We start from the raw sequence: 25,052 nt of genomic DNA, 5'->3' as shown, positions 1-25,052 counted from the left end.
ATGGGGCTGTGGCGGAATTGGTAGACGCACCAGATTTAGGTTCTGGCGCCGCAAGGTGTGAGAGTTCGAGTCTCTCCAGCCCCACCATTTTCGGATAGTACATCTTAGACCAAATATCAAAACCTGCTTTTTAGCAGGTTTTTTTGTGTCTGGAATTTGGTGTTAAAACTATAAAATAACTCCCCAGATGTATTAATCTGTTTTTATGACCTTTCTAAGTCCTTCAACACCTCATCCATACTCTGATAGCGCCTCTCTACCCGCTGCATCAATGCTTTCATACACTTGCTATAGGCAGAACTAATTAATAGAAAGGTTTCCCTCACTATTATTGAATAATGCACTACGTTGATTTTTACGGAGGGTTTCACGTTGAATGATATTTTTTGCATCGACTTTTTCTAAAGGTAATCTTGTTTCGCGAGAAAGATCGCCATCGGCTATTAAAGACAAATAACGAGAACAACAAACTCTTAAAAAAGAGGTAAAGTTGCCAATATCATGATCAGCATCGAGAGATTCAAGGTATAGCTTAGTGATCAGTTGATTAACCGTCATTTGATCCCGAAATGACAACTCTTCTAATATATCCCAAAAAAACACTTCTAAACGAATTGAGGTGACAACTCCCTGAATTCGAAGTGATTTGGTTTTAGAGCTCCACAAGCTGTCGTCAGCCCTGATAAAAAGTTGGCACATATAATATCCTCTCTCGATACTAATTTAAGCTTATAGCAAGGCAACAAATTGCTTCAGCATAGCTGGATGTGCAGGCCATGCAGGAGCCGTTACTAGCTTGCCATCTGTAATAGCGCCATCCATAGGTAACTCGACATACTCAGCGCCAGCCATTTCTATTTCTGGCTGACACGCAGGATAAGCAGATACTTTTTTACCTTTCAATACGCCAGCAGCCGTCAGCATTTGTGGCCCATGGCAAACTGAGGCAATCGGTTTATCAGTATTTGCGAAATGCTGAATCATTGCAATGACCTTAGCATTCAAGCGCAAGTATTCTGGCGCACGTCCACCTGGTAAATACAAGGCATCGTAATCTTCTACATTGATATCAGCAAAAGACGCATTAAGAACAAAGTTATGACCGCGTTTTTCGGTATAAGTTTGATCACCTTCGAAGTCGTGTATTGAGGTAGCAATGCTATCACCTGCCACTCTATCTGGGCAGACCGCATTAACGTCATGCCCCATCGCTAGTAGCGCTTGGAACGGAACCATGTTTTCATAGTCTTCAACAAAATCACCAGTTATGATAAGTACTTTAGCCATGATATTCTCACTGTATTGTAATAAAACACTGTAATGAAATACGGGAACCCAAATTAGTTTATAGCGACTTCGCTTAAAATGAGCCTGAATATCCATTCAAACATAAAAAACAACGACTGGGTAATATGTGAATACTACAAACAATCACTTTTTGAAAATAAAATCATAAACTTAGTGATTGTCTAATAACTTTAAATCTATCAATATCTTATCCATCTCCTGATACCGTCTCTCTACACGCTTCGCCAATGCTTTTTCGACCATATATTGATAGTGACTATATTCTGCTGGTAACGTTGGAATGGGTTGTTGGCAATGCTGAATCGCCCACGCTTTCGATTTCTCATTGCTATTGGCGCTTACTTTAAACGGGCGTTTTCCTGTTAGTATCTCAACCATCATTACGCCAAACGCGTAGATATCACTTTGTACCGTTGCACTCTGACCTTGCCAGCGCTCAGGTGCGAGATACGCTGGTGTACCAGCAGGATTTGGTTGGCTATTAGCCCCCGTCATACGTTGTGCTAAAGCAAAATCAGTGAGTAATAATCTAGGAGGCAGACCATTACTCATAGTATCTGCAAGCCATTTATCGTCAGAACCTTTAATCAAAATATTGCTGGGCTTGATATCATTATGTAGCCAACCAGCCTGATGCAAATTAGCTATCAAGCATGCAGCCTGAGTGATGAAATGATGCTTTTGTGATGCTATTAGTGACAGGTGTTTTGAAGCGGTCAGCTGACTCACCAAGCTACCATTAGAGTAATAAGGTGTGACTACTATAACTAGGTGTTGCAACTGCTCTAGTATTTGGACGTTTAGACAATGATGCGCCAGTAGTGGCGGTGCGATAGTATTATCTGTGATTTTTAATGAAGCATTTACAGCAGCTAAAATATCCGCTTCATGAGTTAAATCAGAAGCGATAGGATAAGTGCCATCACTCAACTGCCATTTAATCATCACACTGCCAAATTGCGGATGCTGGGCACGTGTTAAACCTTGAAAGTAAGTATTTTCGATATGTTGCGTTTTGACATCTTGCGTTTGTTCTGTGCTTTGCTGAGCAATACGTTGATTCACTATTTCCCTAAAATATTGTGCGTCCAGTTCTTGGTTGATAATAGGTAATAGCTGCATCGCCTGCGCTTGCAAAGCTTGCGTAATAGACGGATTACTGGCACTATTTTCCATGGTATTGTTTCTCATAATATAGTGAGATTATTGCCTTCCCATTCGTATCATTTCCAAAGATAATAATAGCGCGAATAATGATTACAAGTACTACGATTAATAGGTACTAAGATTGTAGGCACTAAAATTTCAGCAGCGTTAATTGTATTTTTGGGTATGGTATTAAAGACAACCTTAACTGCTAGAGCCACTATGTCACAACCAACTATCCCGACCACGCCATCTGAGCAACCTACTTACACCCTACCCGCACCATTGCTAGATTTGCTCAGTCAGTACTTACAAGAGCGAGTCACACCAACTATTGAAATCGATCCAAGCCAGCTTGCTTATCGCTGGGTTGGTGGACGCACTGGTCACCTGCAGCCTTTGTCGGTCAACCTGTTTTTGAGCTTAGATGACTTGCATGGTATCGATACGCAAAAATCGAAACTGGTACAAAATACCCGCCAGTTTATTAAAGGTTACCCTGCCAACCATATATTGATGTCAGGCACACGCGGTGCCGGTAAGTCATCATTGATTCGCGCTTTGCTACAAGCCCATCATAGTGAAGGCTTGCGTATTATTGAGGTTGCGCGCGATGATCTGCAAGTATTGGATAAGATTCGTGCTGCTATTAATGCCCTGCCAGCAGATTGCAATTGCCGCTATATCGTATACTGTGATGACCTCGCTTTTAATGGTCAAGACGAAAGCTATCGTGCGCTAAAGAGCGTGCTCGATGGCTCGCTAGACTCTGAGCAAGACAAACTACTGGTCTACGCCACTAGTAATCGTCGTCGCCTGCTACCGCAGATGATGAAAGACAATGTCGATATCTATAATGGGCAGACGGATGAAGTCAATCCCTATGAGGCCATTGATGAAACCGTGTCATTATCAGATCGGTTCGGTTTGTCCCTTACTTTCCATCCTATGGATCAGCAGACTTATCTGCAAATCGTTCAGCATTATCTGAATTTAGAGCAGCAAAAAATCTCAGCTGATATAGATAATGATGCTAAGGACATTTTAGCAAGTCAGTCTATGCCTGATAAGATCAGAAAGGATGCGCTACGTTGGGCCTCAGAACGTGGTGGACGCTCAGGACGAGTTGCTTACCAGTTCAGCCGCTTTTGGAGTGGTGAAACACAATTGGCTATCGAAGACAGTAAGCGCTAGGTCATATTTAACGCTCAATTATATCTAAGCTTAGCCATATCTAATCACTGCGTGCAGAGCCTATATACTGCACGCGACTATCCTCTTGACTGTCCTTTTGACTGCCCTCTTGATTGCTTACTAATTCAATTGCACCATCAACCATATATTGGTCAAAATCTGCCGCCAGCCAGAGATTGCCTTTATAAATGTTCTCAGCATCTAAACGAATATGTGCCATGTTTGGTGTCTTGCTATTAGGATTATCAAAACCCTGATAACGGGCGCTAAAGTGCGTCAAAATTATATTTTTAAGTCCAGCCGCTTGGGCAAATTCGCCGAGCAATTGCGCACTGCTATGCATCGGATCATAGTTTGGGTTTTTGGCTTGAATCTTAGTCAGTACTTCATGGGTATAAGTCGCTTCATGCACCAATAAATCCGCATTGATAACGGCTTTGCTTAACAAATTTGGCGCATCATTGTCTCCTGCCACTACCACTCGCGTCCGCTGTATCTCATTGTCAACATAATCTACTGAGCGCAATTGTCTATTACCCTCAGTCGTGACATCTTCGCCTTGCTGTAACTTGCCCCATAGTGCACTGGCTGGAATACCATCAGCCACAAGCTTATCTGTATTAAGGAGGCGGCGGCTAATAGTCTGAGTAATACCAAAGGCATGAGAAGCAACCCGATGTGATAGCGGCGTGATATCAATATCAAGCTGATGTTGGTCGCTTAAGCTAATATTGACTTTGTTCGTATCACCTTGCTCAGCTAACACCTCTTCAATCGCTACAAAATTAAGAGCAAAAGGTAAATACAGCTCTGTAGTGGCGGTAATGGCTTCGAGCAGTGTCGCGATTGCTTTTGGGGCAATCAAAGTTAATGGCTCACGGCGTCCTGACATGGCAGCACTAGCTAATAGCCCTGGTAGACCATAGCAATGATCACCATGTACATGAGTGATGCAGATAGCAGCCAATTGATGTAAGGAGAGCTTAGTATGTAGCAATTGCTGCTGCGTGCCCTCTCCGCAATCAATCAGCACCCATGGACGCGATTTCTTACTCTGAGTGTTCCGTTGATGACTTCCTTGCTGTCCACCAGAGGTATGCGGATTCAGACACTCTATTGCCAGTGCAGTCACATTGCGCTGTTTGGTCGGTACACCTGCAGAGGTACCCAAAAAGGTTAGCTTTAGCATAATGATGCCTTTTATTTATCAGGAGTACTTTCTGAGAAGTACGAGAGCATCTCTTCATCCTAAATCAATGACAGAATAAGATAAACGAAGAATACGCCCTAGCTATGATAATTGGCATATCATGGTTTTTTGACCTTCAACCATTTGTCCACCATTGGCGGTGCACTCGTTTACCATATTTGATTCGTAAGATTTCCAACCACCATAAAAGCTCGCTGCACACAGAATTACCACTAGAATTTTCTGTGACCACGATTTGATAGAAACTTGTTGGCTATTAATCTGTTGTCTATTATTTTCTTGCATACTGGTATCTTGCTTATTAAGTGATGTTTTATTTGCTGACTGATTGTCATCTTTGTCTAGGCTATCTTGTTTCAGATGGTCTTTATTCGAGGTGTTTAAGTCTGTCATAACATTATCCTAAAAAAGGCTTTGTTTATTCATAAACAAAGCCTTTAGTCTACATGGCTACTTAAGCGTTGAGAGAGGATTATACCAGTATCCTCTAAAAATTCAGACGGCCACCCTTTTTTTCTGCTCGCTTAAAGGCATCTCGCTCTTCGCAGCGTTTGAGCCAGTTCAAAAGATTGGTATATTTACTCTGATCTAAACCTGCACCAGCATTGGCACCCAAGACCGCAAGATGCATTTGAATATCAGCGGCGCTAAATTCACTACCTGCAAACCAATGATTTTCATGTAGATGACGCTCCATCATATCTAGCATCTTCTCCAAACCGCTACTGATCATATTTTTTTCAATCTGACCTTGGATTTTTTTGCTGATAGGTTTAATTAGCATCGGCGACTGAGACACCACTTTTGTGAATACCAAACGCATGACCAACAGTGGCATTAATGAAGCCTCTGCAAAGTGTAGCCAAAACGTATAGGCTTCCCATGCTGCTTCGTTATTATCATCAGGTTTGAACTGCTTTTCTTTATCGTAGTGCTTAATCAAATACTCAATGATAAACCCTGATTCAATCAGCACACGATCGTCTTCTTCTAATATCGGCGCATTACCAATTGGATGCACTTGCTTTAGGCTATCAGGAGCACGGTATGCTTTATTGCGCTCATAGCAAGTCAGTTTATAATCGGCGTCGAGCTCTTCCAACAGCCAGATAATACGAAACGAGCGCGAGTTTGCTAAATGATGAAGATGTAACATAAACCGTCCTAGTTATATATTGTAGTAAATCAGCCATAATATCTCAGATATAGCGCCATACGTTCACTCAATCGTGGCCCTACTGCTCTCGATAATAGCGTAATTTCTACTTCTTTAATACTGTGAGTTGGCAGACATGCTGGAAAACCATGCCTACCGAATCGATACTATCTAAGACGGTATACTCTTCAACATCAATCTAAATGTAATGCTTCAATCTTGCGCGTCATTTTATCTATTTTTTGCTGATACTTCTTGATCTGACGGAATCGATGCGCGATTAGTACACCTTTGATACGGCGGTTTTTCAGGCGGCGACGTGGTGGAAAACTGCCTACTTGTGGCTCATTGTAGCCATGTAAACGGTCTTCACGTTTACGCGCCATATAACCCAATGCGCTATCAGCAATCATAATCAGCAGTGCGATGAAAATCATGCTGTACATCAGCATGGAGCCACCATCATGTAAGTTACGATCTAAAATTGCGATTGAGAAGATGAACAAGAATATTGGCTCAAGGTAGCACAAAGTCCCAAATAGTGAGACAGGCAGCTTCTGACTCGCTACCATTGTGAGTGACATTGCAGCGGTACTGATGATGCCTAATAACGGCAACAGATACCAAAGCTTGTGGTTGGTGATTGCTACTTCAAAACCACCATTCATATACAGCGCGACCAATACCACTGGTAACAACAATACAAGGTCTGAAATCAGACCAGTAATAGGCGGTACTGCCAACTTGCGACGCAGTAGATAATAAGGAGGATAACCCAAGCAAACAAATAAAGTCGCCCAAGAAATAGCACCATACTCAAAAATATCGTAAGCGATACCGAGACCTGCACATACAATAGCAGCCCACTGAAGTAAGCTCATGTCTTCGTTGTAAAAGAACCTGCCGACAACGATCATAATCATCGGATATAGGAAATAACCCAACGTTACCTCAAGCCCCAAGCCATTAACTGGCGCCCACATAAATATCCAGATTTGCGCGCCCAAAATCGGTGTGGGTAATATAAATAAAAACCACTCTTTTGCGTTCTTTAGTGTTTTTAGATAATCAAAAATGTGCTGCCATTGCTTTAGTACACTGACCAGCAGCACGAGACTAAAAAACATTGTCAGCACACGCCACGAAGCGACTTGCGTACCTGATAATGGTTGCAGCAGTAGACCAAATAAAAACAGTAATGAGTATAAAAAATTTGCAGCGACAGCGGTGATTGTACCCTGCGAGGTTTGGTTAGTAGTCAGCATCACAACAGCCTTTAAAGATTGGGGCACATCCATGGCAATTTTTAAAAAAAACAAAAGCCTCAGACGAGAACGTCTGAGGCTTTTGCATATAAGGTCGTCGCGCAATCTAAGTTGAACGCTTTTGATGTGTTAGGCTTACATCATGGTCGGCATTATGTCAAAGTCAGAATGAATAAGCAATGCCACTGTTCATCTAGTGTCTAAACTTTTAAATTGAGTAAATTTAATGCAGGTAAGTGCTTATTTTGCATCGAGTTGTTCAATTTTTTGCTGTATCTTATCCATCTTCTTTTGGTAACGACGAATCTTGCGAAAACGATGGGCTTTTAGCACGCCGTCGATACGCTGATTGATAAAATGACGACGCGGTGGGAAGCCGCCAATTTGAAGCTCTCTATAGCCATGCAAGCGGTCATTACGCTGACGAACGAGATAGCCTTTTATACTATCAGCCATCATGACCAGTAGCGCAAGCGTAATCATGCCATACATAAAGAGCGAACCACCTTCTTCAAGGCTTTGACTCAAAATGGTGATAGACAACACAAATAACAGCATCGGCTCTATATAACTTAATGCCCCAAACAGTGATACTGGCAGCTTGCTACTAGCAATCATCGTCAGCGACATCGCAAGCGCACTAAAAGCACCAAGCAGCGGCAATAGATACCAGAACTTCATATCTTGCACCGCAACATCAAAACCGCCCGTCATATAGAGCACGATGAGCACGACTGGTGTCAACAGTGTCAAATCAAACAACAACCCTGTAATGGGCGGTACAGAAAGGGTGCGGCGTAGCAGATAATACGGTGGATAACCCAAGCATACAAACAGTGTCACCCAAGATACTGAACCATACTGAACAATATCGTAGCCGATACCGAGTGCTGCAAATATCGCGGCAGCCCATTGAAAGATGCTCATATACTCATGGTAAAAGAATCGACCAAGCACAATCATCACTAGCGGCAATAAAAAATAGCCCAACGTGACATCGAGACCAAACCCATTGACCGGTGCCCACATGAATAACCAAATCTGCCCACCTAGGATTGGCGCAGGCAGTATAAATATTAACCACTCCTTGATTGTCTTTAGCGTCTTTATATAATCAAAAACACGTTGCCACTGCTTAGTCAAACTGACCAAAACTACCAAACTGAGCAACATCATGAGCACACGCCATGACGCTACCTGCGTCCCTGTTAAGGGCAGCATAAACAGTCCAAACAAAAACATCATCGAGAATAAAAAGCTCGATGTTACCGAAGCAACCGTTCCCTGAAAAGTTTGATTGGTCGTAAGCATAACAACAGCCTTAAAAAATAGAACCTTATTTACAGTATTGAAAAAATGAGAGTTAAAAAACAAAAGCCTCCGACGATAACGTCAGAGGCTTTTTTCTAGAAAAATGCTAAGAGACTAGACTCAAAAGCTAATTACCAAGACTATTACTCGTCATCGTCTTATGCATAGTTAGTCTATTATAGATTGTCACTTGGTTTATGATCGTTTGCAATATCAATCGCATCATCGACGTCGGTAGTTGCAGTATTGTCAGTTGTCGCATCAATATCTATCTGCTCCTGACCTGCCACCTCAAACGTACCGTCTTCTCTCATGGCATCGATAAGCTCGTCATCACTTTCTTCGTGCTCAACACGCGCCATGGCAACCAGTTTTTCGTCTTTTGACAGACGAATCAGTGTCACGCCTTGCGTATTACGACCAGAGCTAGCAACATGCTCAACTGGGGTACGAACCAACGTACCTTTATCAGAGATTAAGATAATATCATCAGTAGAGTCAACCTTAGTCGCTCGTACTAACGCGCCATTACGCTCGCTGGTCTTGATAGCGATCACACCGCCACCACCACGATTTTGCGTATTGAACTCATCAATAAAGGTACGTTTACCGAAGCCATTTTCACAAGCAATCAAGATTTCACGTACGTCATCTTCGATAACGACTAATGATTTGATAAATTCATCAGTAGCCAGACGCATACCGCGGACGCCTTTTGCCGTACGGCCCATCGCACGCGCATCATTCTCATCAAAACGAATGGCTTTACCACTTGAAGCAAACAACATCACTTCTTGGCTACCGTTAGTGATACGAGCGCTGACCAATTTATCACCATCTTCTAGTCCAACCGCAATCAAACCGTTCGAGCGAATATTGGCAAACTGCTTCAGCTCTACCCGCTTCACTGTACCGTTGGCCGTGGCAAAGAATACAAAAGGTGGCTCTGCTTGGTTGCTATCTTCTACCGAATCGTCATCATTGCTTACTTCTGATACCTCACTTACTACTGATGTATCTTCCACGATTTTTGGAATTGGCAATATCGTCGTAACGGTTTCGTCGCTATTTAGACCAATTAGATTGACCAATGGACGACCGCGAGCACCACGACTGGCAATCGGTACTTCAAAACCACGTAAACTAAAGACGCGTCCACTATCAGTGAAACACAGTACCGTCGAATGCGTTGATGTCACGACTAAATGATCGATTACATCATCTTCTTTCATTGCTGTGGCAGACTTACCTTTACCGCCACGTTTTTGTGCTACATAGTCGTCAATCGGCTGAGTTTTGGCGTAGCCAGTACGCGATACCGTCATAACGACCGTTTGCTCAGGAATAAGGTCTTCGCGACTAAAGTCCATACGTGAATCGATAATATCGGTACGGCGCTCATCACCAAAGTTATCACGAATCTCAATCATCTCATTAGAGATAATTGCCATCAGCTTATCAAAATCACCAAGAATAGACTCTAAATGCGCGATTTCACGCAGTAAGTCTTGGTACTCTTCGGTCAATTTATCTTGCTCAAGACCAGTCAAACGATGCAATTGCATATCTAAAATCGCATTGACCTGCTCGAGTGACAAGCGATAACGCTCTTCGCCTTCGATCAGACCAAACGGCGCTTTAGGATCTTCGCCATCGATAAACTCAGGACGTACTGACTGACTACCAGCAGCTGTGAGCATCGCAACGACGCTACCTGAACCCCATGTATTATTTAATAGACTTTCACGAGCCAAGCCACGGTTTGCAGAGGCTTTAATCGTCGCGATAATCTCATCAATATTGGCTAGAGCAACCGTCAGACCTTCGAGTAAATGACCACGAACGCGAGCTTTGTTCAATTCATAAATCGTACGGCGGGTCACCACTTCTTGACGATGACGGACAAATGCAGCGATAAGCTGACGCAAGGTCAATAGTTTTGGCTGACCATTATCGAGTGCCACCATATTGATACTAAAGCTAGACTCTAGTGGCGTTTGTAGAAATAGGTTATTAACGATAACTTCAGCTGTCTCGCCGCGACGCAAGTCAATAGCGATACGCATACCATCTTTATCAGACTCATCACGAATTTCGCTAATGCCTTCGATTTTTTTATCACGAACCAGCTCTGCGATACGCTCAATCAGTTTGGCTTTGTTGGCCTGATAAGGTACTTCGGTAAATACGATGCGCTCACGATCACGGTTGACGCCAGAATTGCTCATCGGCTCGATATGATAACGACCACGAATATGCAAACGGCCTTTACCCGTACGATAAGCATCTAAAATGCCCGCGCGGCCATAGATAATACCGCCCGTAGGAAAATCAGGACCTGAGATATGCGACATCAGCTCTTCGGCTGAAACTTGTGGGTTTTCAGCATAGGCCAGACAAGCATTAATCACTTCGGTCAGATTATGCGGGGCCATATTGGTCGCCATACCAACGGCAATACCCGTCGCACCATTGACCAATAGGTTAGGAATACGCGCTGGCATCACGCTTGGCATGCGCTCAGAGCCGTCGTAGTTGTCTTCCCAATCGACCGTGTCTTTGTCCAAATCAGCAAGCATCTGGTGGGTCAGTTTGGTCATACGTACTTCGGTATAACGCATCGCTGCCGGAGGATCATCATCGATCGAGCCAAAGTTACCTTGACCATCAACCATTGGATAACGCAAGCTGAAATCCTGCGCCATACGTACGATGGCATCATAGACTGCACTATCGCCATGTGGATGGTACTTACCGATAACATCACCAACCACACGTGCTGATTTTTTGTACGGTTTATTATAATCGTTTGATAGCACGTGCATGGCATACATCACGCGGCGGTGTACAGGTTTGAACCCATCACGCACATCAGGCAGCGCACGCGAGACGATCACGCTCATCGCATAATCCAAATACGACTGCTTTAGTTCATCTACGATGCCAATAGGACTGACCGATTCGCTCATATACACTCCTTCACTCACATTTTTTTCTAACGTTGACACATCGCTTATGGCACCCATAGATCATATAAAAATACTGCCACATAAATGGGCAGTCATGACCAAAATAGATACCATAAAAAAACACTGCTACACGTGCAAAACAATAGGAAAATAGCGATAGTTTTAATGTTTAATAAAAGAAGCTATTTTAGCACAAATTTGCTGATTTAGGGGGTTCTGACCACCATTAAAATCAAGCTAGGCGGTTCATTTGCAGTGATATTTTGAATTATTGACACACGCTAAAATAATTCTAATGGCAGGTTTTTTTTGATTGGCTGATTTTGCCATTTTTACAGACGAACTTACCATCTGCTGAGCAATGAGATACCCCGCCCATTTTACCTGAACAAGGCGTATTTCGAGCTTGGGCTTGGCTCGTAGATGTGAAGGCAAATACTAGGGCGAGTAGCGCTGTGCTGATTGATTTCATTGTTTATTCTCCGTATCTGATGGATATTAAATAGAAAAATACTATACTCATTCAGTACAGCTCGACAAGATTTATTTTGATTAACTGAGTAGATACTTATATTTCTATCTACAGTTCAACACGACATTTAATTTAACGCTAAAATCTTGAGCATAGAGCTCATATGTGGTTTGCATATAAGCTCTATCGACCAAACAACTAGGATGATGAAGATATTTAGCCAATACAACAACACCTACAACTGTCTCTGACGTGAAATGATTATTGTTATGGCCATATTGTTTTCATAAGCAGACTGTATTTCAAAATCATAATGTTTTCAAAATCATATTATTTTAATGAGCACATTATGATTTAAACCACTTTGATGCAGCTATTTTTTGAGTGATACTGGACAAAAAATTTCTAAACGCTACACTACCTCATCTTTTATAGCACTTACATAACGACCTAACAGGCTACTATTACTATGGATATCATTCTTGCAATTGTTTGGATTTTAGCAATGGTGCTATACAGCTTTTCGAGCGATTACGTTGCTAGCTTTCCTAACCATAACAATCGCGCTGTCCCTTATGTCCGTTGGGGAGCACTTTTAGTCGCTATGGCTTTATCAGCATATTTATCAAAAGCCTATCAAGAAAATTTACAAGGCAATGGTATGTGGGTGTTTGTTATCGTGGTATTTGTCGTTATTGTATTAGCGAAGGTCGTTTTTAAATGGGTAATTAACAGACGCCTGAAACGCTAGTTAATACTGAATAGTTTTATTAATTTGACCCTCTTAATTATTGATTTAAATACCTATGACAACTAAACATCAAGATAGTCAGCCTGACTCAAACCTTTCTATACCAGCAGAAAACGAGCGAGCAGATCGTAGCTTCGATGCTATCGCCGATCATTTTGAAAAGAAAGTGTATGGTGGTTTAAAAGGCGAGATTCGATTGGCCGTATTACGACGTGATATTTTTGAATATAGCGCGCAGATGAGTGAGGCACTCGGGCGACCTTTACGTATCTTGGATGTAGGTGCAGGGCTTGCACAAATTGCGATAGAACTTGCTGCTCAAGGTCATAGCGTAGTCATCAATGATATATCAGCAAATATGCTTGAGAAGGCGAAAGCGAGCGCAGAAAAAATTGATAAAAAGCTAGATATCACATGGTATGTTTGCCCTTATCAAGCGCTTGAGGAAAAACTGGCTCAGGCAGAGGCAGAAAAATTTGATTTGATTATGTCGCACGCGCTACTTGAATGGTTGGCAGAACCAGCGGCAGTCATGGACTTTTTTGATAAGCACTTAATAGATGGTGGCGCGCTATCCGTCTGCTTCTATAATCCAGCGAGTTTTGATTATCGTAACCTTATCATGGGGAATTTTAACTTACTCGATAGCTTACTTGATGGTAACGATTACAAAGCGGACAATAAGAAAAGCCTCACCCCCAACCATCCCGTGGCCAAAGAAGAGGTCGAGTCTTGGCTCAAAGCGCATAATTATCAGACGGTACGTAGCAGTGGTTTACGAGTGTTTCATGACTATGCACCACTCAAACGTGGCGGTCATAACGATCCAGATGCAGTGATTAGGATGGAGTTACGCTACTCACAGTTAGAGCCGTACAAGTGGCTTGGGCGTTACTTACACATTTTGGCTAAACGGTAAATTTAGAAGATTGCCCAAGAATGATGAAGGCTACTAAACCTCTTCATCCATTCTCGATGATCTATCGTATTCTGACCAAGTAGTGGCATTGATGTCTTTTTCATCAAAGACTACGACATGCTCAAGTAAAGGCAGAATGCCAATATGCGAGCCGATTGCATGATTATGATGGCTCGCAACCAAGGATAAGACAGTCTGTCCGTCGTCTAACTGCAGACGGTATAAATAGTTGGCACCGCGAAACACACGTCCAATAACTAAAGCTGTCTGTGTACTGTCGTCATCATGAATAATATCATCAGGGCGCACGAGTACTTTAATGGGCGTGCCATTTGGATAATCATATTCGCAGTACTGTGGCTGGCCTGATTCGTCATAGACTTCCATGCGGCGATAGATATTACCTAGCGCTGTCTCAACATGACCTTCTTTGATAATGCCGTCTATCATCGCGCCTTCGCCTACGAATTCAGCGACAAAAGGACTGACAGGCTCATGATACAGCTCGCTTGGTCGCGCCCACTGTACCAATCGTCCTTTATCCATTACCCCTACTTTATCCGCTAGCGCAAACGCTTCATTTTGATCATGAGTGACCAAAATCGCTGTGGTATTAGTACGTTTGAGAATATCACGGACATTCATTGCCAATGACTCACGCAGTACCACATCTAGATTAGAGAATGGTTCATCAAGTAATAGTAGTTTTGGTTTGGGTGCTAGCGCTCTTGCAAGAGCCACACGCTGCTGCTGACCACCAGAGAGCTCATTAGGACGTTTATCCGCATGCTCAGTCAATTCGACTAAGCTTAGCATCTCAGCCACACGTGCTTTTTTGTCAGCAGCTGACCATTTATTGAGACCAAAGGCGATGTTCTTTACCACGCTTAAATGACCAAAAAGCGCATAGTCTTGAAACACCATGCCCATGCCACGTTTGGCTGGCGCAACTGCGAATGATTGGCGAGCAGTTTTTTCTGTTAGGCGTTGATTGTTTAGGTAGATAGTGCCGCCGCGACTTTGCTCCAGTCCCGCGATTGCTCGAAGCGCTGTGGTCTTTCCGCAGCCGCTATAACCTAAGAAGCAACCAATCTCGCCTTGTTCTAGCATCAACGATAGACCATTGACGACGATAGTATCATCGTAGCCTACGATGAGATTTTGCACACTAAAGTAAGGATCTGTCGCGATATGTTTCTCAGTATTTTGTTGTGAGGTACTGCTCTGCTCTACAGTTTTATTCAGCTGAACTGGATTGATTCTATTTTGTGACAGTGGTGATTTTGCTACAGGCATGTGGTTAGCCCGAGCCTTTTCTGACTTAGAATTTGTAGAGTCGTTCATTGAATCAGTGTACATAGACGGTACCAGTTCGCTATTAGTAAGTAAAACCATCGATAAAACAGAGCAAATTATAATATAGCTGACACTACGAGTGTGCTGTTAAACTTATACCAAATTATTGCTATTAACTTTGTTGCTATTAGCTGTGTTTATCGCTTTGACGCAGTAGTATCCAGACAGGAAGCAAGCCAACTAACACGATTAGCAAACTCGGCAATGCGGCTCGTCCCCACATACCTTCGCTCGTCATTTCAAATACTCGTACCGCAAGCGTATCCCAGCCTTGACGCCGTGTCATCAGCGTAATGGGCATCTCTTTCATCACTTCGACAAAACCCATCAATAATGCAGTCAATACGCCAGGGCTAAGCACAGGTAGCATTACATGACGCCATCGCTGATAAGGACTGTCACTCAGTAATTTTGCAGCAGCTTCTTGATTGACTGTCAATCGCTGCAATTGTCTGTCAACTGGCTGAAAACTCACTGTCATAAAACGCGTCGATAACGCCAATAGCATAACAATGACACTGCCAGAAAGCACTTGCTGTGAGGTGATACCAAAGGCAATCATTTGATTATCAAGCCATGCAATAGGTATAAATATCCCTACCGCCAACACAGTCCCCGGTACGACATAGCCCAAATTGGCTAAAGTGGTCATTAGCTTAGTCGATTTATCAGGATACTGCCGTTTAATCCACGCAATGATAATGGCCAAAAAGGCAATGAATAGCGTGGTCATACTAGCAATCATGAGGCTGTTGGTGACAAAATCAATGTAACGTGCATCAAAATCTTGGCGAAAATTAAGTGCTGTCCAATAGATAAGCTGCAAGAAAGGAATTAAAAAGGCGATTAAAAAAATGAGCGTACACAGCAGTGTCATGGCGAGCTTGGCAGGTTTACTGGCGTCAAAGCGTTGGCTGCTACCTTGGGTAAGTGAACTACCACGCTTCGCTTGCCAATACTGCTCAAACAATACCACAATAAATATCACACCAATGAGCAAGGCTGCTAGCTGCGCGGCAGTGGTTAGACTAAAGAAACCAAACCATGCTTTATAAATGGCGGTAGTAAAAGTATCGACATTGAATACCGATACTGCACCGAAATCCGCTAAGGTTTCCATACTGGCTAGCAACAAGCCGCCAATGATCCACGGTAGTGCTTGCGGTAGCGCCAGACGAAAAAATACACGGCTACGACTCAAACCAAGCATCTGCCCCGCTTCTATCGCTCGCCTGCCTTGTGACAAAAATGCCTGACGCGCTAGCAAATATACATAAGGGTAAAACGCCAACGATAATACCAATCCTGCGCCCCATACATTCCTTATCGACGGTATGGCAGTACTGATACCAGAATCGCGCAACGCGGTCTGTAGCGGCCCACTAAAATCAACAATGCCGATAGTGACAAATGCCAATACATAAGCAGGGATGGCAAGTGGCAACATCAACGCCCACGAAAAGAAACGCTGACCAGGGAAACGGTACATACTAGTGACCCAAGCCAGAGCAGTACCAATAGTGCCTGAAACGACAGTCACCATAAGCAATAAAATCGCCGTGTTTTTGAGCACTTGCGGCAGTACATAATCTGCCATGTGTGTCCAAATCTCTGCCACTGGCTGTGTCCAAGACAGCAGCACGATTAAAATCGGTACTAGCATAAACAACGAAATCAGCCCTAAGACTGATTTCGAGATAATACGTTTACGAAGGGCGTGGTCTTGGCTGACAGTCTGCTGGTCATTAACACCGTCATTGACAGTATCGTTTTGACTAACAGACGCATCTGGCGTTGTGATCATATTATCATTACCGTGTCATACGTATAGAGACCTTGTAAGCTTATACCAACCTCAAAATCGTCATTACCCAAATAACTGATCTGTAATAACTAACCTTTGAACCCATTCTTTAAAAGCTGTTGTTTAAAAGCTATTGTTTAAGAACTATTGTCTCGAAGTTATGATTTTGCGATTGGTATCAGTATTACTGGCGATCCCTTATTTATAACCCGCTTTATCCATCATTTGGATAGCTTGAGTTTGTAGTTCACCGAATTTCTGTACATTGATATCGTCTTTTTTGAACTCACCCCATGATCTGAGCATGTCTGACTCATCGATACCTACTTTTACTGGGAATTCTTTGTCAGAACTGGCATAAAGACCTTGAGCTTCGTCAGATGACAACCACTCTATCAGTTTAAGCGTACCATCTGGATTGTCTGAACCTGCAACCACGCCAGCGCCTGAGATGTTTACGTGCGTACCAGTCGTATCTTGGTTTGACCAGAATATCTTAACAGGGAAGTTGGGGTTTTCGTCCAATAGACGACCATAGTAGTAGCTATTGGCGATACCCACTTCACACTGACCAGCAGCGATAGCTTCTAGCATCGCAACGTCATCACTGAACACGTCAGTCGCTAGGTTATCAACCCACCCTTTGATAACCGCTTCGGTCTTCTCTTCGCCCAAATGCTCCATCATGCTAGCAACAAGCGATTGGTTATAGACCTTTTTAGAGGTGCGTAAGCATAGTTTGCCTTTCCATTTTGGATCGGCCAAATCTGCATAAGTAGACAACTGGTCGGCAGTAACTTTGTTTGGGTCATAAAAGATAGTACGTGCACGTAGTGACAGACCTGTCCACTGACCTTTTGGATCACGGTATTTTGCAGGGACGTTAGCTTCTAATACATTAGACGATACTGGTTGTAATAGGCCTTGCTCTGCAGCCTGCCATAAGTTACCAGCATCAACGGTCAATAGCATATCAGCTGGAGTATTCTGACCTTCAGCTTGCAAACGCGCCATGAGTGGACCTGTTTTGTCCGTGACCAACTCAACTTTTACGCCTGTTTGCTCAGTATAGCGATCTAACAGTGGCTTAATTAGCTGCTCATTACGTGATGAGTAGATAGTAATCGTCTGACCATCAGCAGTCGTAGCTTCGTCATTTGCTGCTTGCTGCTCAGCACCTGTTTCTGTTGACTCTACTTCTACGCTTTCTTCTGTGGTTGAAGAATTACTACAACCCGCCAGACCCAACATCATGCCAAATACGGCTGCAGGTAGGATAAGCTTCGTAGAGGTTAGATTAGCGCTGATAGCGTTCAATGACATGGTTTTCCCCATAGTAATGCTATAAAAAAAGTAAGACGGATGGTGAGACAAAATAACAGTGATTATAACGATGACTTGCTAAGCGCTAGCAGTAATCAGGCCATAATATATCAAAGCAACATACTAATGGAAGTGAGATTAATTATCAATACATTTGTTTAACTGGTAAATATACCTGTGATGAGTCTTTAGCATTGATTTTTAAGAACTATTTTTTACCAGCTCTTCCAATAGTTTGGTCTAGTGACGCGTTTTAGTGTCAATCTAAAGCAACCATTGCCCTAAAATCGCATTGACCGCAGCTTCTGTTCGCAAGATACGAGAGCCTATATGTACAGGCGTGCAGCCTTGTGCTGACAGTAGCTCTATCTCATAATCAATCCAGCCACCTTCAGCGCCTATGCAGACTATACTCGGTAGCTCTCGTGATGGTTGCTGTTGTAAAAATTCCGAAAAGGACTGCTGACTGTAGGGATGCGCGACTATCGCTCGCTTGCTCATTAAGCTTGCCAGTGTGTCTTCAACAAATGGCTTAAAACGTTTTTGTAGCCTAATACTAGGAACAATCGTATCGATGCTTTGCTGTAGACCTTCTAATACAAACTCGTCAATCCGCTCAAGCATTGGACTTTGCCAATAGCTTTTTTGGGTGCGGTAGCTATTGATAAGAATGATATCGCGTACACCAAGCGCCGTCATATCCATGATCAATCGCCGTAGCACCTTAGGACGCGGTAACGCCAAAATGACAGTTAAGTCCAATTTGGCTGGCGGCGCAGTATTCAACTGGACGTTACCTAGCCGAATACTGTCAGCGGTAATATCTTCGATAACAGCAGTACCAAGATTGCCACCGATTTGGCCAATTTTAAGCGTATCACCGACTTTTGCGCCCAGCACTTTAGTCACATGGCTGACTTGAGACAAGGCATCGATGTGCGCTGTGTCTGATGAGAAGTTTTTAGCGGGCAATAATATACAGTTCATAAATTATCTTGGTTAGAAGACATCTCGATTGCATCTTCAATCATAGTAAATTGGCGAGTCAATACCGCCTGCTGCTGTATCGTCATTTGCTCGCCAGCTTGCCCTGCCTGCACGGCCAATGGCAAATTGCGTAGCCAAGTCTCTAGCTGCGTATAAATGCTCGCAGCGTCTTCACGGTTATAAGCTGTTTTTTTGCGAGAGGATTTTTTATTCACCTTTAACTGATCATCACTGACTATCTGTGCATCCGAACTACTTGAGTTATTTAACTCGATTGGACGATAGAAGTCATTATTTGGCTGATATACAGCACCTACGCTAGCCAATTTATCTATCACGCTTTGGCAAGACTGAGTATAACGACCCATCAGTACAGGCGTAGCCACACTTGCAGGCTCCACTGGATTATGCCCACCAATATCTACCAGCGAGCCGCCCACAAATGCTACATTTGCCAATGTATACCAAGTCATCATCTCACCCATGCTATCTGCTAGATAGACTTGCGTATCTGCACCAATCATGTCTTCATCACTGCGCCGAGCCATATTTAACCCAGTTTTCTGAATGAGATCTGCTACTTCGTCAAAACGCTCAGGATGCCTAGGCACGATAACAAGCAACGTATCTGCTAATGTCGCTTGAGACAGTAGTTGCTGCTGCAATGACAACGCTGCTGCCTCTTCGCCATCGTGAGTACTCGCAGCTACCCACACAGGACGATCTGCTATACCAAACTCTGCTCGCAGATCAGCTTTCTTACTATGAATACTATTAGCTTCTACCGCTTTGTCATCAGTTTTGGACGCATTAATTACCCACTTTAATGAGCCTGCTACGCGAATTTGGGCGCTACTAGCCCCTAGTTGCCTAAAGCGTTTAGCAGAGTCGCTGTCTTGCGCAATAATTAAGGAGAGGTTTTTCATCATACTGGCGCTGACTGCACCAATTTTTTGATAGCTCTGAAAAGAAGAAGCAGATAGTCGACCATTGACCAGAATACTTGGGATACGATGCTGAGATAATTTGGTCAAGATATTTGCCCATAGCTCTGTTTCTACAAACAGTGCAGCGATAGGCTGTACGTGCGTCAAGAAAGTCTCGATAACAGCAGGACTGTCGACTGGCACATAGCTGTGACTCATCTGACCTTGAGCTATCTGTTCTGCAAAACGACTGGCGCCACGAGCAAAACCTGTCTGAGTCGTATTGGTCAACCATATCTGATAGCCATTAGCCAATAACATATCTAATAAAGGCGCAACCGTATTGGTTTCGCCTAATGAGACTGCATGGCACCAAATTACCCCTTTATCGCTATCAGCATTGACCACTGGACGCAGTGGATACTGCTTACCAAAACGCTGCTCGATTTCCTGCTGATAATTGTCGTTTTTATGAGATCGACGCCATACTTGCAGACGATATAGTGGCTTTAGCAGCCCAATAAGAGACTGATAATATAAAGGTGTCTCATATACCGCTCGACTAGGCGATGATACAGGGTCAATTGGATTTGCAGAGTGGTCAGACGAAGTATTAGATGATGGCATGGAACAGCCCAGATTAGTTATGAATCAAACAATAAAAGGGTAAATGTAGAGCGCGCCAATTCTACCTGAATTTAAGCTGTAACAATAAGCTTTTAAAAAGTTACTGAGTAAATAGTTATTAGATAACGATTGTTAGATAATGATTATTATCAATAAAGCGACTGCGATGATTGCGCCAATTAACAGCTGATAACGCTTGGTGCTATGCTGCTCTTGCTTCTGTGTGGTCAGCAGCACTTGTGCTTGCTGCCATTGCTGAACCAGATTGGCCGCTTCTGCATGACCATTATCTGCTGCTTGCTCTAACCAGTATTTACCGCTATCTATATCTTGGGATACCCCTACTCCTTGGTAGTACATTTTACTGAGTAGACGCTGAGCACGGCTGTCGTTTTTGCTAGCGGCTTGATTGACCCATTCTACGCCAGATTTTTTTTGATTGTCACTGTCCGCTGTCAAACCTTCACCTAACAATTCATACATGGCTAAACGTAGCATAGCCGCTGTATTCCCATCTTCAGCAGCCGCTTGTAGTAATAGCAGCGCTTTGTTTTTTGCTGCGATATGATCATCTGAAAATATAACTTGGCGACGAGGCTTGTTCTGCTTGGCAATATGCTGCTCGAACTGATCTAATACTTTGCGTGCTTGCTGATATTGCACATCACGAGTTGGTTGTGGCACCGTTATCTCATCTAACTCTACGAGCAGTTGCGTAAACATCTCTGGCGTTGATGTGTTTTTTACAGGTGACGCAGGCTTGACTGTTGGTTGTGCTACTTTAGTCAGCTTAGGCTCTATAGAGCTCTCAGACTCAGGGGACTCAGTTATAGTATCAAGCATAGCAGACTGAATTGCGCGACTCTCACTGTCAGTTACAACTGCATTAGCTTGATTATACTCAGCTTCTATCGACACTTCCTCTGGCTTGTTAAGAGGAGCATTTAATTGACTAGTACCGACATGCGTATTTGAATCTGCGCTCGGAACGATGCTTCCAGTGACTTGATGAATGGTTGCTTTATGTATTATTGCTTTGTTTGTTGTTACTTTATCCGCTGTTAATTCGGAAACTGAATGGACATCTTTGTTTAAAGTAGTTGGTAGTCTAAGGCTAACCGCTTGATATAACCCGCTCTCTACTTGCCCGCCTTGTACTGCGTCAAACTGCCGATCAATATGACCAAACAGACGCAGCCCTATTGATTCTAGTGCAAAAAACAAGCGTTCTTTGACCACGCTATCATCGTAACCAACAGCCATATGCTGATAAAAATCATCGGTGATCAACGTTAGCTCAGGGTAACGTTTACGCAGCTCAAACTGACCATACCAATGTGGCTTGCTTTGCCACTGCTGCGCCAATACACGACCTGCATAAAACGCCAAAAATACCATAAAATTACGATAGCGCTCATCGACCAGCAACGTCGTCTCATCCCATATACCGCTCTTGATCATATCTCGGCGCACTTGGGACAATAGCGTATCGATACGCTGTAAACTTTCAAGAGAGTCGTCTAGCGTACAAGCGCGCAGCTCAGTTTCGTAAGCGATACCGCCTGCAATAGGACGCTCAGCCAAGAAGTCTTGCCAATAGCCTTCTGCAATATAGTCCAGTGGTGTTAAAGGTGATGCAGACATAGACAGGCGAGACCTCTTTACAGATAGATAAACCAAAAAAGCATAGGCTATAAAAGTGCTACGACTAAGATGATAGAACAATACTAGTAGATTACCTTACCCTAAAAATCCGAGTGCTACAATAAAGGACTGAACAAGCGCACGACATTATCAAACAAGCGTTTTGATCCGTGACGCTGTTGCCACTCATCACTATCCAAGATTCGGCAGTTTTCTAAATAGACTTCCTGACAGTCCGCTACTTGGGCGACCATTTCTGGCGTATAAATCGCTAAGCTGACTTCCATATTTAGATAAAAGCTGCGCATATCAATATTGACGGTGCCAAATAAACAGTAGTCATCATCGATAACCACTGTTTTTGCATGTAGCAAACCACCTCTAAACAAGGCAATCGTTACCCCAGCATCCAATAACTCTTGATAATAAGCCTGAGAAGCGTGCTGTACCAGAAACGAATCAACCTTTTCAGGAACAATAATCGTCACATCAACGCCGCGCTTTGCTGCTATCGTCAGCGCGCCCGATAGGGATTCATCAGGGACAAAGTAAGGTGTGGTAATACGGATGCGCTTATTGGCACGATGAATCACGGTAACTAACGTATTATAAATCACATGAGCCGTTAGCTGCGGTGCTGAAGGTATTAGCTGCGCTAAGACTTTGTCCACGACAGGCATCTTTGGTACGACAATCGAGGTGGCACCTATATCTGGCTGCTCATGATCATCAACCGTATCCGCCAATACCTTCACTCGGCTATTTAGATCATTGATGGTCGGATGCATCACATATAACTTACGGGTGTAATTATTAACCCGCTGATGCAGCTCAGCAAGATTGTCATTACTTTCAGCACCAATATCGGTAACAATTACCTTGGCCATCGCTGTATTGATACTAATTGAGTGCTGGCTAGTCGTTCGTAGCGCCACATCAATCCATTGACCAACGTTTTTATTTTGCTTAAAAAACCTCGGATCAACCAAATTAAAGCTACCGATATAGCCAATATGTTCATCGATAACCACCATTTTACGATGATTGCGCAAATCAGAACGTTTAAATAGCGTCTTAAACAACCCTACTGGCAATGACTGATGGACATAAACCCCTGCTTTTTCTAATTTACGGTGTACGCTACTGTTAATAAAGCTAAAGCTACCCACACTATCGGCCAATATATGACACTCTACGCCGCGCTGAGCCGCTACAGATAGCGCCTCTATGACTTCTAACACCTGTCCTTTTGGATAGACAATATAAAACTCCATGAGGACAATACGCTGGGCGGCATGAACATCTTCAATCAAACGCTGAAAAATAGAAGCAGGATCCGTCAACAGCTGCATTTGATGATTGGGAAATACACCAAACCCGGTCCAGCGCGTTCCTATTTGGCTAACACCGCGGTAGTTGGCTGGTAATAAGTCCTGCCCTTTGTCAAAAATCAGATGCTCACGCCTTGCCATATCATTCATTAAAATGCTGGCTTGATCTACGCGTTCACGATAGCGCCGCCCAATCATCGGCTCACCGAGCAGAATGTAAGCCACAAAACCAAATACTGGTAACGTGTAAAGCACCGCAACCCAAGCAATAGACACACCAATATTGCGCTGCACAGAAACCACGCGCAGTGTCATTACTATCATAAGTACAATATGCAGCACCAGACCTAGACCCGCTAAGTCTCCCCAGGTCCAGCTAGTAAAAGTATCTTTAATAGTAAAAGTGTTTATATTGGCCTCCATCAACCGTGTTCAACGAATAAAGCATCCATAGTATAGTAGCTTTTCACCTCTAAACAACAAATAATGATAATAAGTATATTTTTAGAAATGCTATATAATACATAGCTTTGAGTGCTATTTTTGATAGATTACAAGTGCGATTTATAATTATTTTCTAAAAACATTAAAATAATATTTGACACCCAACAGTAAATCTATATAATACACACCCACAGCAGCAGAGCTTAGTGACAAACTAAAGAGCTCAGTTGATGTTGAATAAATTGCTTAGCAATTGTTCGAAGGGTGATTAGCTCAGTTGGTAGAGCGTCTGCCTTACACGCAGAATGTCGGCGGTTCGAATCCGTCATCACCCACCACTTCTTAGCAAGTGGCTAAACAAGCTAAGAGACCTAAGCAGCGGTAGTTCAGTTGGTTAGAATACCGGCCTGTCACGCCGGGGGTCGCGGGTTCGAGTCCCGTCCGCTGCGCCATATTTAAAACGAATTTAGACTTTCGAGTTTAAGCAAGTTTCGCCTCAAGCATTAGATTGTTTGAGGTTTTTTTGTGTCTATAAAACAACTCATTATTATAGCTTTCATGCTTTATGTCTTCTCGTTAGAAGCAGCTTATTCCTTATTATGATATACGACTTAAAATAATTAACAGACGCTTTATCTTGAAGAATGAGCGACTTCTTTAGCTTAACGTGGCAAAATGATAATTTGAGCACAACTAATAAAACCTCCCAAACTTTAATCGCTATAACATACATAATGTTGATTAATGCAATAACAACAGGCTTATTAACAAGTGCAACAGATTCGTTAGGTATAGCACTATCAACAACTATAGCTATATTGTTTAGCAGTGTAGTCTCAATTAATATTATGATGATAAATACAGCACATACTGGTAGATTCAATTGATAAAAGTACTCAAAGGACAGCT

At 43.0% G+C, this 25,052-nt stretch carries 20 protein-coding genes and 3 tRNA genes; 6 read left to right on the top strand and 17 right to left on the bottom strand.

Annotated elements, in window-relative coordinates; genetic code table 11:
• Positions 1–2 precede the first annotated feature (2 nt).
• Positions 3–87: transfer RNA gene (locus tag B2863_RS03340), tRNA-Leu, on the top strand.
• Positions 88–300: 213 nt separating this feature from the next.
• On the opposite strand, the gene B2863_RS03335 is transcribed toward B2863_RS03340, so the two are convergent.
• The 3 genes from B2863_RS03335 to B2863_RS03325 form a co-directional block, all read right to left on the bottom strand.
• Complete coding sequence (locus tag B2863_RS03335) at positions 301–699, bottom strand: ribbon-helix-helix domain-containing protein (RefSeq protein ID WP_296207493.1); 399 nt, start codon at positions 697–699, stop codon at positions 301–303.
• 30 nt (positions 700–729) lie between these two features.
• On the bottom strand, positions 730–1,290 hold the full coding sequence (locus B2863_RS03330; RefSeq protein ID WP_296207570.1) for a DJ-1/PfpI family protein: 561 nt from the start codon (positions 1,288–1,290) through the stop codon (positions 730–732).
• A gap of 168 nt (positions 1,291–1,458) precedes the next feature.
• On the bottom strand, positions 1,459–2,484 hold the full coding sequence (locus B2863_RS03325) for a serine/threonine protein kinase (RefSeq protein ID WP_296207492.1): 1,026 nt from the start codon (positions 2,482–2,484) through the stop codon (positions 1,459–1,461).
• A gap of 192 nt (positions 2,485–2,676) precedes the next feature.
• On the opposite strand from B2863_RS03325, the gene B2863_RS03320 reads away from it, so the two are divergent.
• The gene (locus tag B2863_RS03320) at positions 2,677–3,648 is read left to right on the top strand and encodes an ATP-binding protein (RefSeq protein ID WP_296207490.1); all 972 of its coding nucleotides are present in this window, start codon (positions 2,677–2,679) and stop codon (positions 3,646–3,648) included.
• Positions 3,649–3,688: 40 nt separating this feature from the next.
• On the opposite strand, the gene B2863_RS03315 is transcribed toward B2863_RS03320, so the two are convergent.
• The 7 genes from B2863_RS03315 to B2863_RS03285 all read right to left on the bottom strand — a co-directional run bounded on the left by B2863_RS03315 (position 3,689) and on the right by B2863_RS03285 (position 12,031).
• Positions 3,689–4,837, bottom strand: coding sequence for a ribonuclease Z (locus B2863_RS03315; RefSeq protein WP_296207488.1), 1,149 nt, complete (start codon positions 4,835–4,837; stop codon positions 3,689–3,691).
• A 102-nt stretch (positions 4,838–4,939) separates the two neighbouring features.
• Entirely contained in the window at positions 4,940–5,251 is a 312-nt protein-coding gene (locus B2863_RS03310; protein ID WP_296207487.1) for a hypothetical protein, read from the bottom strand.
• A 94-nt stretch (positions 5,252–5,345) separates the two neighbouring features.
• Positions 5,346–6,014 (bottom strand): glutathione S-transferase, encoded by a 669-nt coding sequence (locus tag B2863_RS03305; RefSeq protein WP_296207485.1) that lies wholly within the window; start codon positions 6,012–6,014, stop codon positions 5,346–5,348.
• A 194-nt stretch (positions 6,015–6,208) separates the two neighbouring features.
• The gene (rarD, locus tag B2863_RS03300) at positions 6,209–7,279 is read right to left on the bottom strand and encodes an EamA family transporter RarD (protein WP_057759099.1); all 1,071 of its coding nucleotides are present in this window, start codon (positions 7,277–7,279) and stop codon (positions 6,209–6,211) included.
• Between the two features lie 240 nt (positions 7,280–7,519).
• Entirely contained in the window at positions 7,520–8,590 is a 1,071-nt protein-coding gene (gene rarD / locus B2863_RS03295; RefSeq protein ID WP_296207482.1) for an EamA family transporter RarD, read from the bottom strand.
• A 176-nt stretch (positions 8,591–8,766) separates the two neighbouring features.
• On the bottom strand, positions 8,767–11,559 hold the full coding sequence (gene gyrA / locus B2863_RS03290; RefSeq protein ID WP_296207481.1) for a DNA gyrase subunit A: 2,793 nt from the start codon (positions 11,557–11,559) through the stop codon (positions 8,767–8,769).
• 292 nt (positions 11,560–11,851) lie between these two features.
• A complete protein-coding gene (locus tag B2863_RS03285) occupies positions 11,852–12,031 on the bottom strand; it encodes a hypothetical protein (protein WP_296207479.1) in 180 nt (59 codons plus the stop codon).
• 469 nt (positions 12,032–12,500) lie between these two features.
• On the opposite strand from B2863_RS03285, the gene B2863_RS03280 reads away from it, so the two are divergent.
• Both B2863_RS03280 and B2863_RS03275 read left to right on the top strand, forming a co-directional pair.
• Complete coding sequence (locus B2863_RS03280) at positions 12,501–12,782, top strand: hypothetical protein (protein WP_101206189.1); 282 nt, start codon at positions 12,501–12,503, stop codon at positions 12,780–12,782.
• Positions 12,783–12,837: 55 nt separating this feature from the next.
• The gene (locus tag B2863_RS03275; RefSeq protein ID WP_296207478.1) at positions 12,838–13,701 is read left to right on the top strand and encodes a methyltransferase domain-containing protein; all 864 of its coding nucleotides are present in this window, start codon (positions 12,838–12,840) and stop codon (positions 13,699–13,701) included.
• A gap of 33 nt (positions 13,702–13,734) precedes the next feature.
• Here B2863_RS03275 and B2863_RS03270 read toward each other — a convergent pair whose 3' ends face one another.
• The 7 genes from B2863_RS03270 to B2863_RS03240 all read right to left on the bottom strand — a co-directional run bounded on the left by B2863_RS03270 (position 13,735) and on the right by B2863_RS03240 (position 24,122).
• The gene (locus B2863_RS03270) at positions 13,735–15,060 is read right to left on the bottom strand and encodes an ABC transporter ATP-binding protein (RefSeq protein WP_296207477.1); all 1,326 of its coding nucleotides are present in this window, start codon (positions 15,058–15,060) and stop codon (positions 13,735–13,737) included.
• A gap of 124 nt (positions 15,061–15,184) precedes the next feature.
• Positions 15,185–16,861 (bottom strand): ABC transporter permease, encoded by a 1,677-nt coding sequence (locus tag B2863_RS03265; protein ID WP_160021612.1) that lies wholly within the window; start codon positions 16,859–16,861, stop codon positions 15,185–15,187.
• 198 nt (positions 16,862–17,059) lie between these two features.
• Positions 17,060–18,184: an extracellular solute-binding protein gene (locus B2863_RS03260; RefSeq protein ID WP_296207476.1), complete on the bottom strand. Its 1,125-nt coding sequence runs from the start codon at positions 18,182–18,184 to the stop codon at positions 17,060–17,062.
• Between the two features lie 264 nt (positions 18,185–18,448).
• Entirely contained in the window at positions 18,449–19,171 is a 723-nt protein-coding gene (locus tag B2863_RS03255; protein WP_296207475.1) for a 16S rRNA (uracil(1498)-N(3))-methyltransferase, read from the bottom strand.
• The gene (locus B2863_RS03250; protein WP_296207473.1) at positions 19,168–20,724 is read right to left on the bottom strand and encodes a 3-deoxy-D-manno-octulosonic acid transferase; all 1,557 of its coding nucleotides are present in this window, start codon (positions 20,722–20,724) and stop codon (positions 19,168–19,170) included. Before B2863_RS03250 ends, B2863_RS03255 begins: the two co-directional genes overlap by 4 nt.
• 132 nt (positions 20,725–20,856) lie before the next feature.
• The gene (locus B2863_RS03245) at positions 20,857–22,368 is read right to left on the bottom strand and encodes a tetratricopeptide repeat protein (RefSeq protein WP_296207471.1); all 1,512 of its coding nucleotides are present in this window, start codon (positions 22,366–22,368) and stop codon (positions 20,857–20,859) included.
• Positions 22,369–22,484: 116 nt separating this feature from the next.
• Positions 22,485–24,122 (bottom strand): cardiolipin synthase, encoded by a 1,638-nt coding sequence (locus B2863_RS03240; protein ID WP_296207469.1) that lies wholly within the window; start codon positions 24,120–24,122, stop codon positions 22,485–22,487.
• A 283-nt stretch (positions 24,123–24,405) separates the two neighbouring features.
• On the opposite strand from B2863_RS03240, the gene B2863_RS03235 reads away from it, so the two are divergent.
• Positions 24,406–24,481: transfer RNA gene (locus tag B2863_RS03235), tRNA-Val, on the top strand.
• A gap of 37 nt (positions 24,482–24,518) precedes the next feature.
• Positions 24,519–24,595 (top strand) — tRNA-Asp (locus tag B2863_RS03230).
• Positions 24,596–25,052 lie beyond the last annotated feature (457 nt).

It is taken from the genome of Psychrobacter sp. UBA3480, from assembly GCF_002377945.1.
In the GTDB taxonomy this organism is placed as follows: Bacteria; Pseudomonadota; Gammaproteobacteria; order Pseudomonadales; family Moraxellaceae; genus Psychrobacter.
The sequence above is the reverse complement of the archived record's forward strand: the minus strand, read 5'-3'. Positions and strand labels throughout refer to the sequence as shown.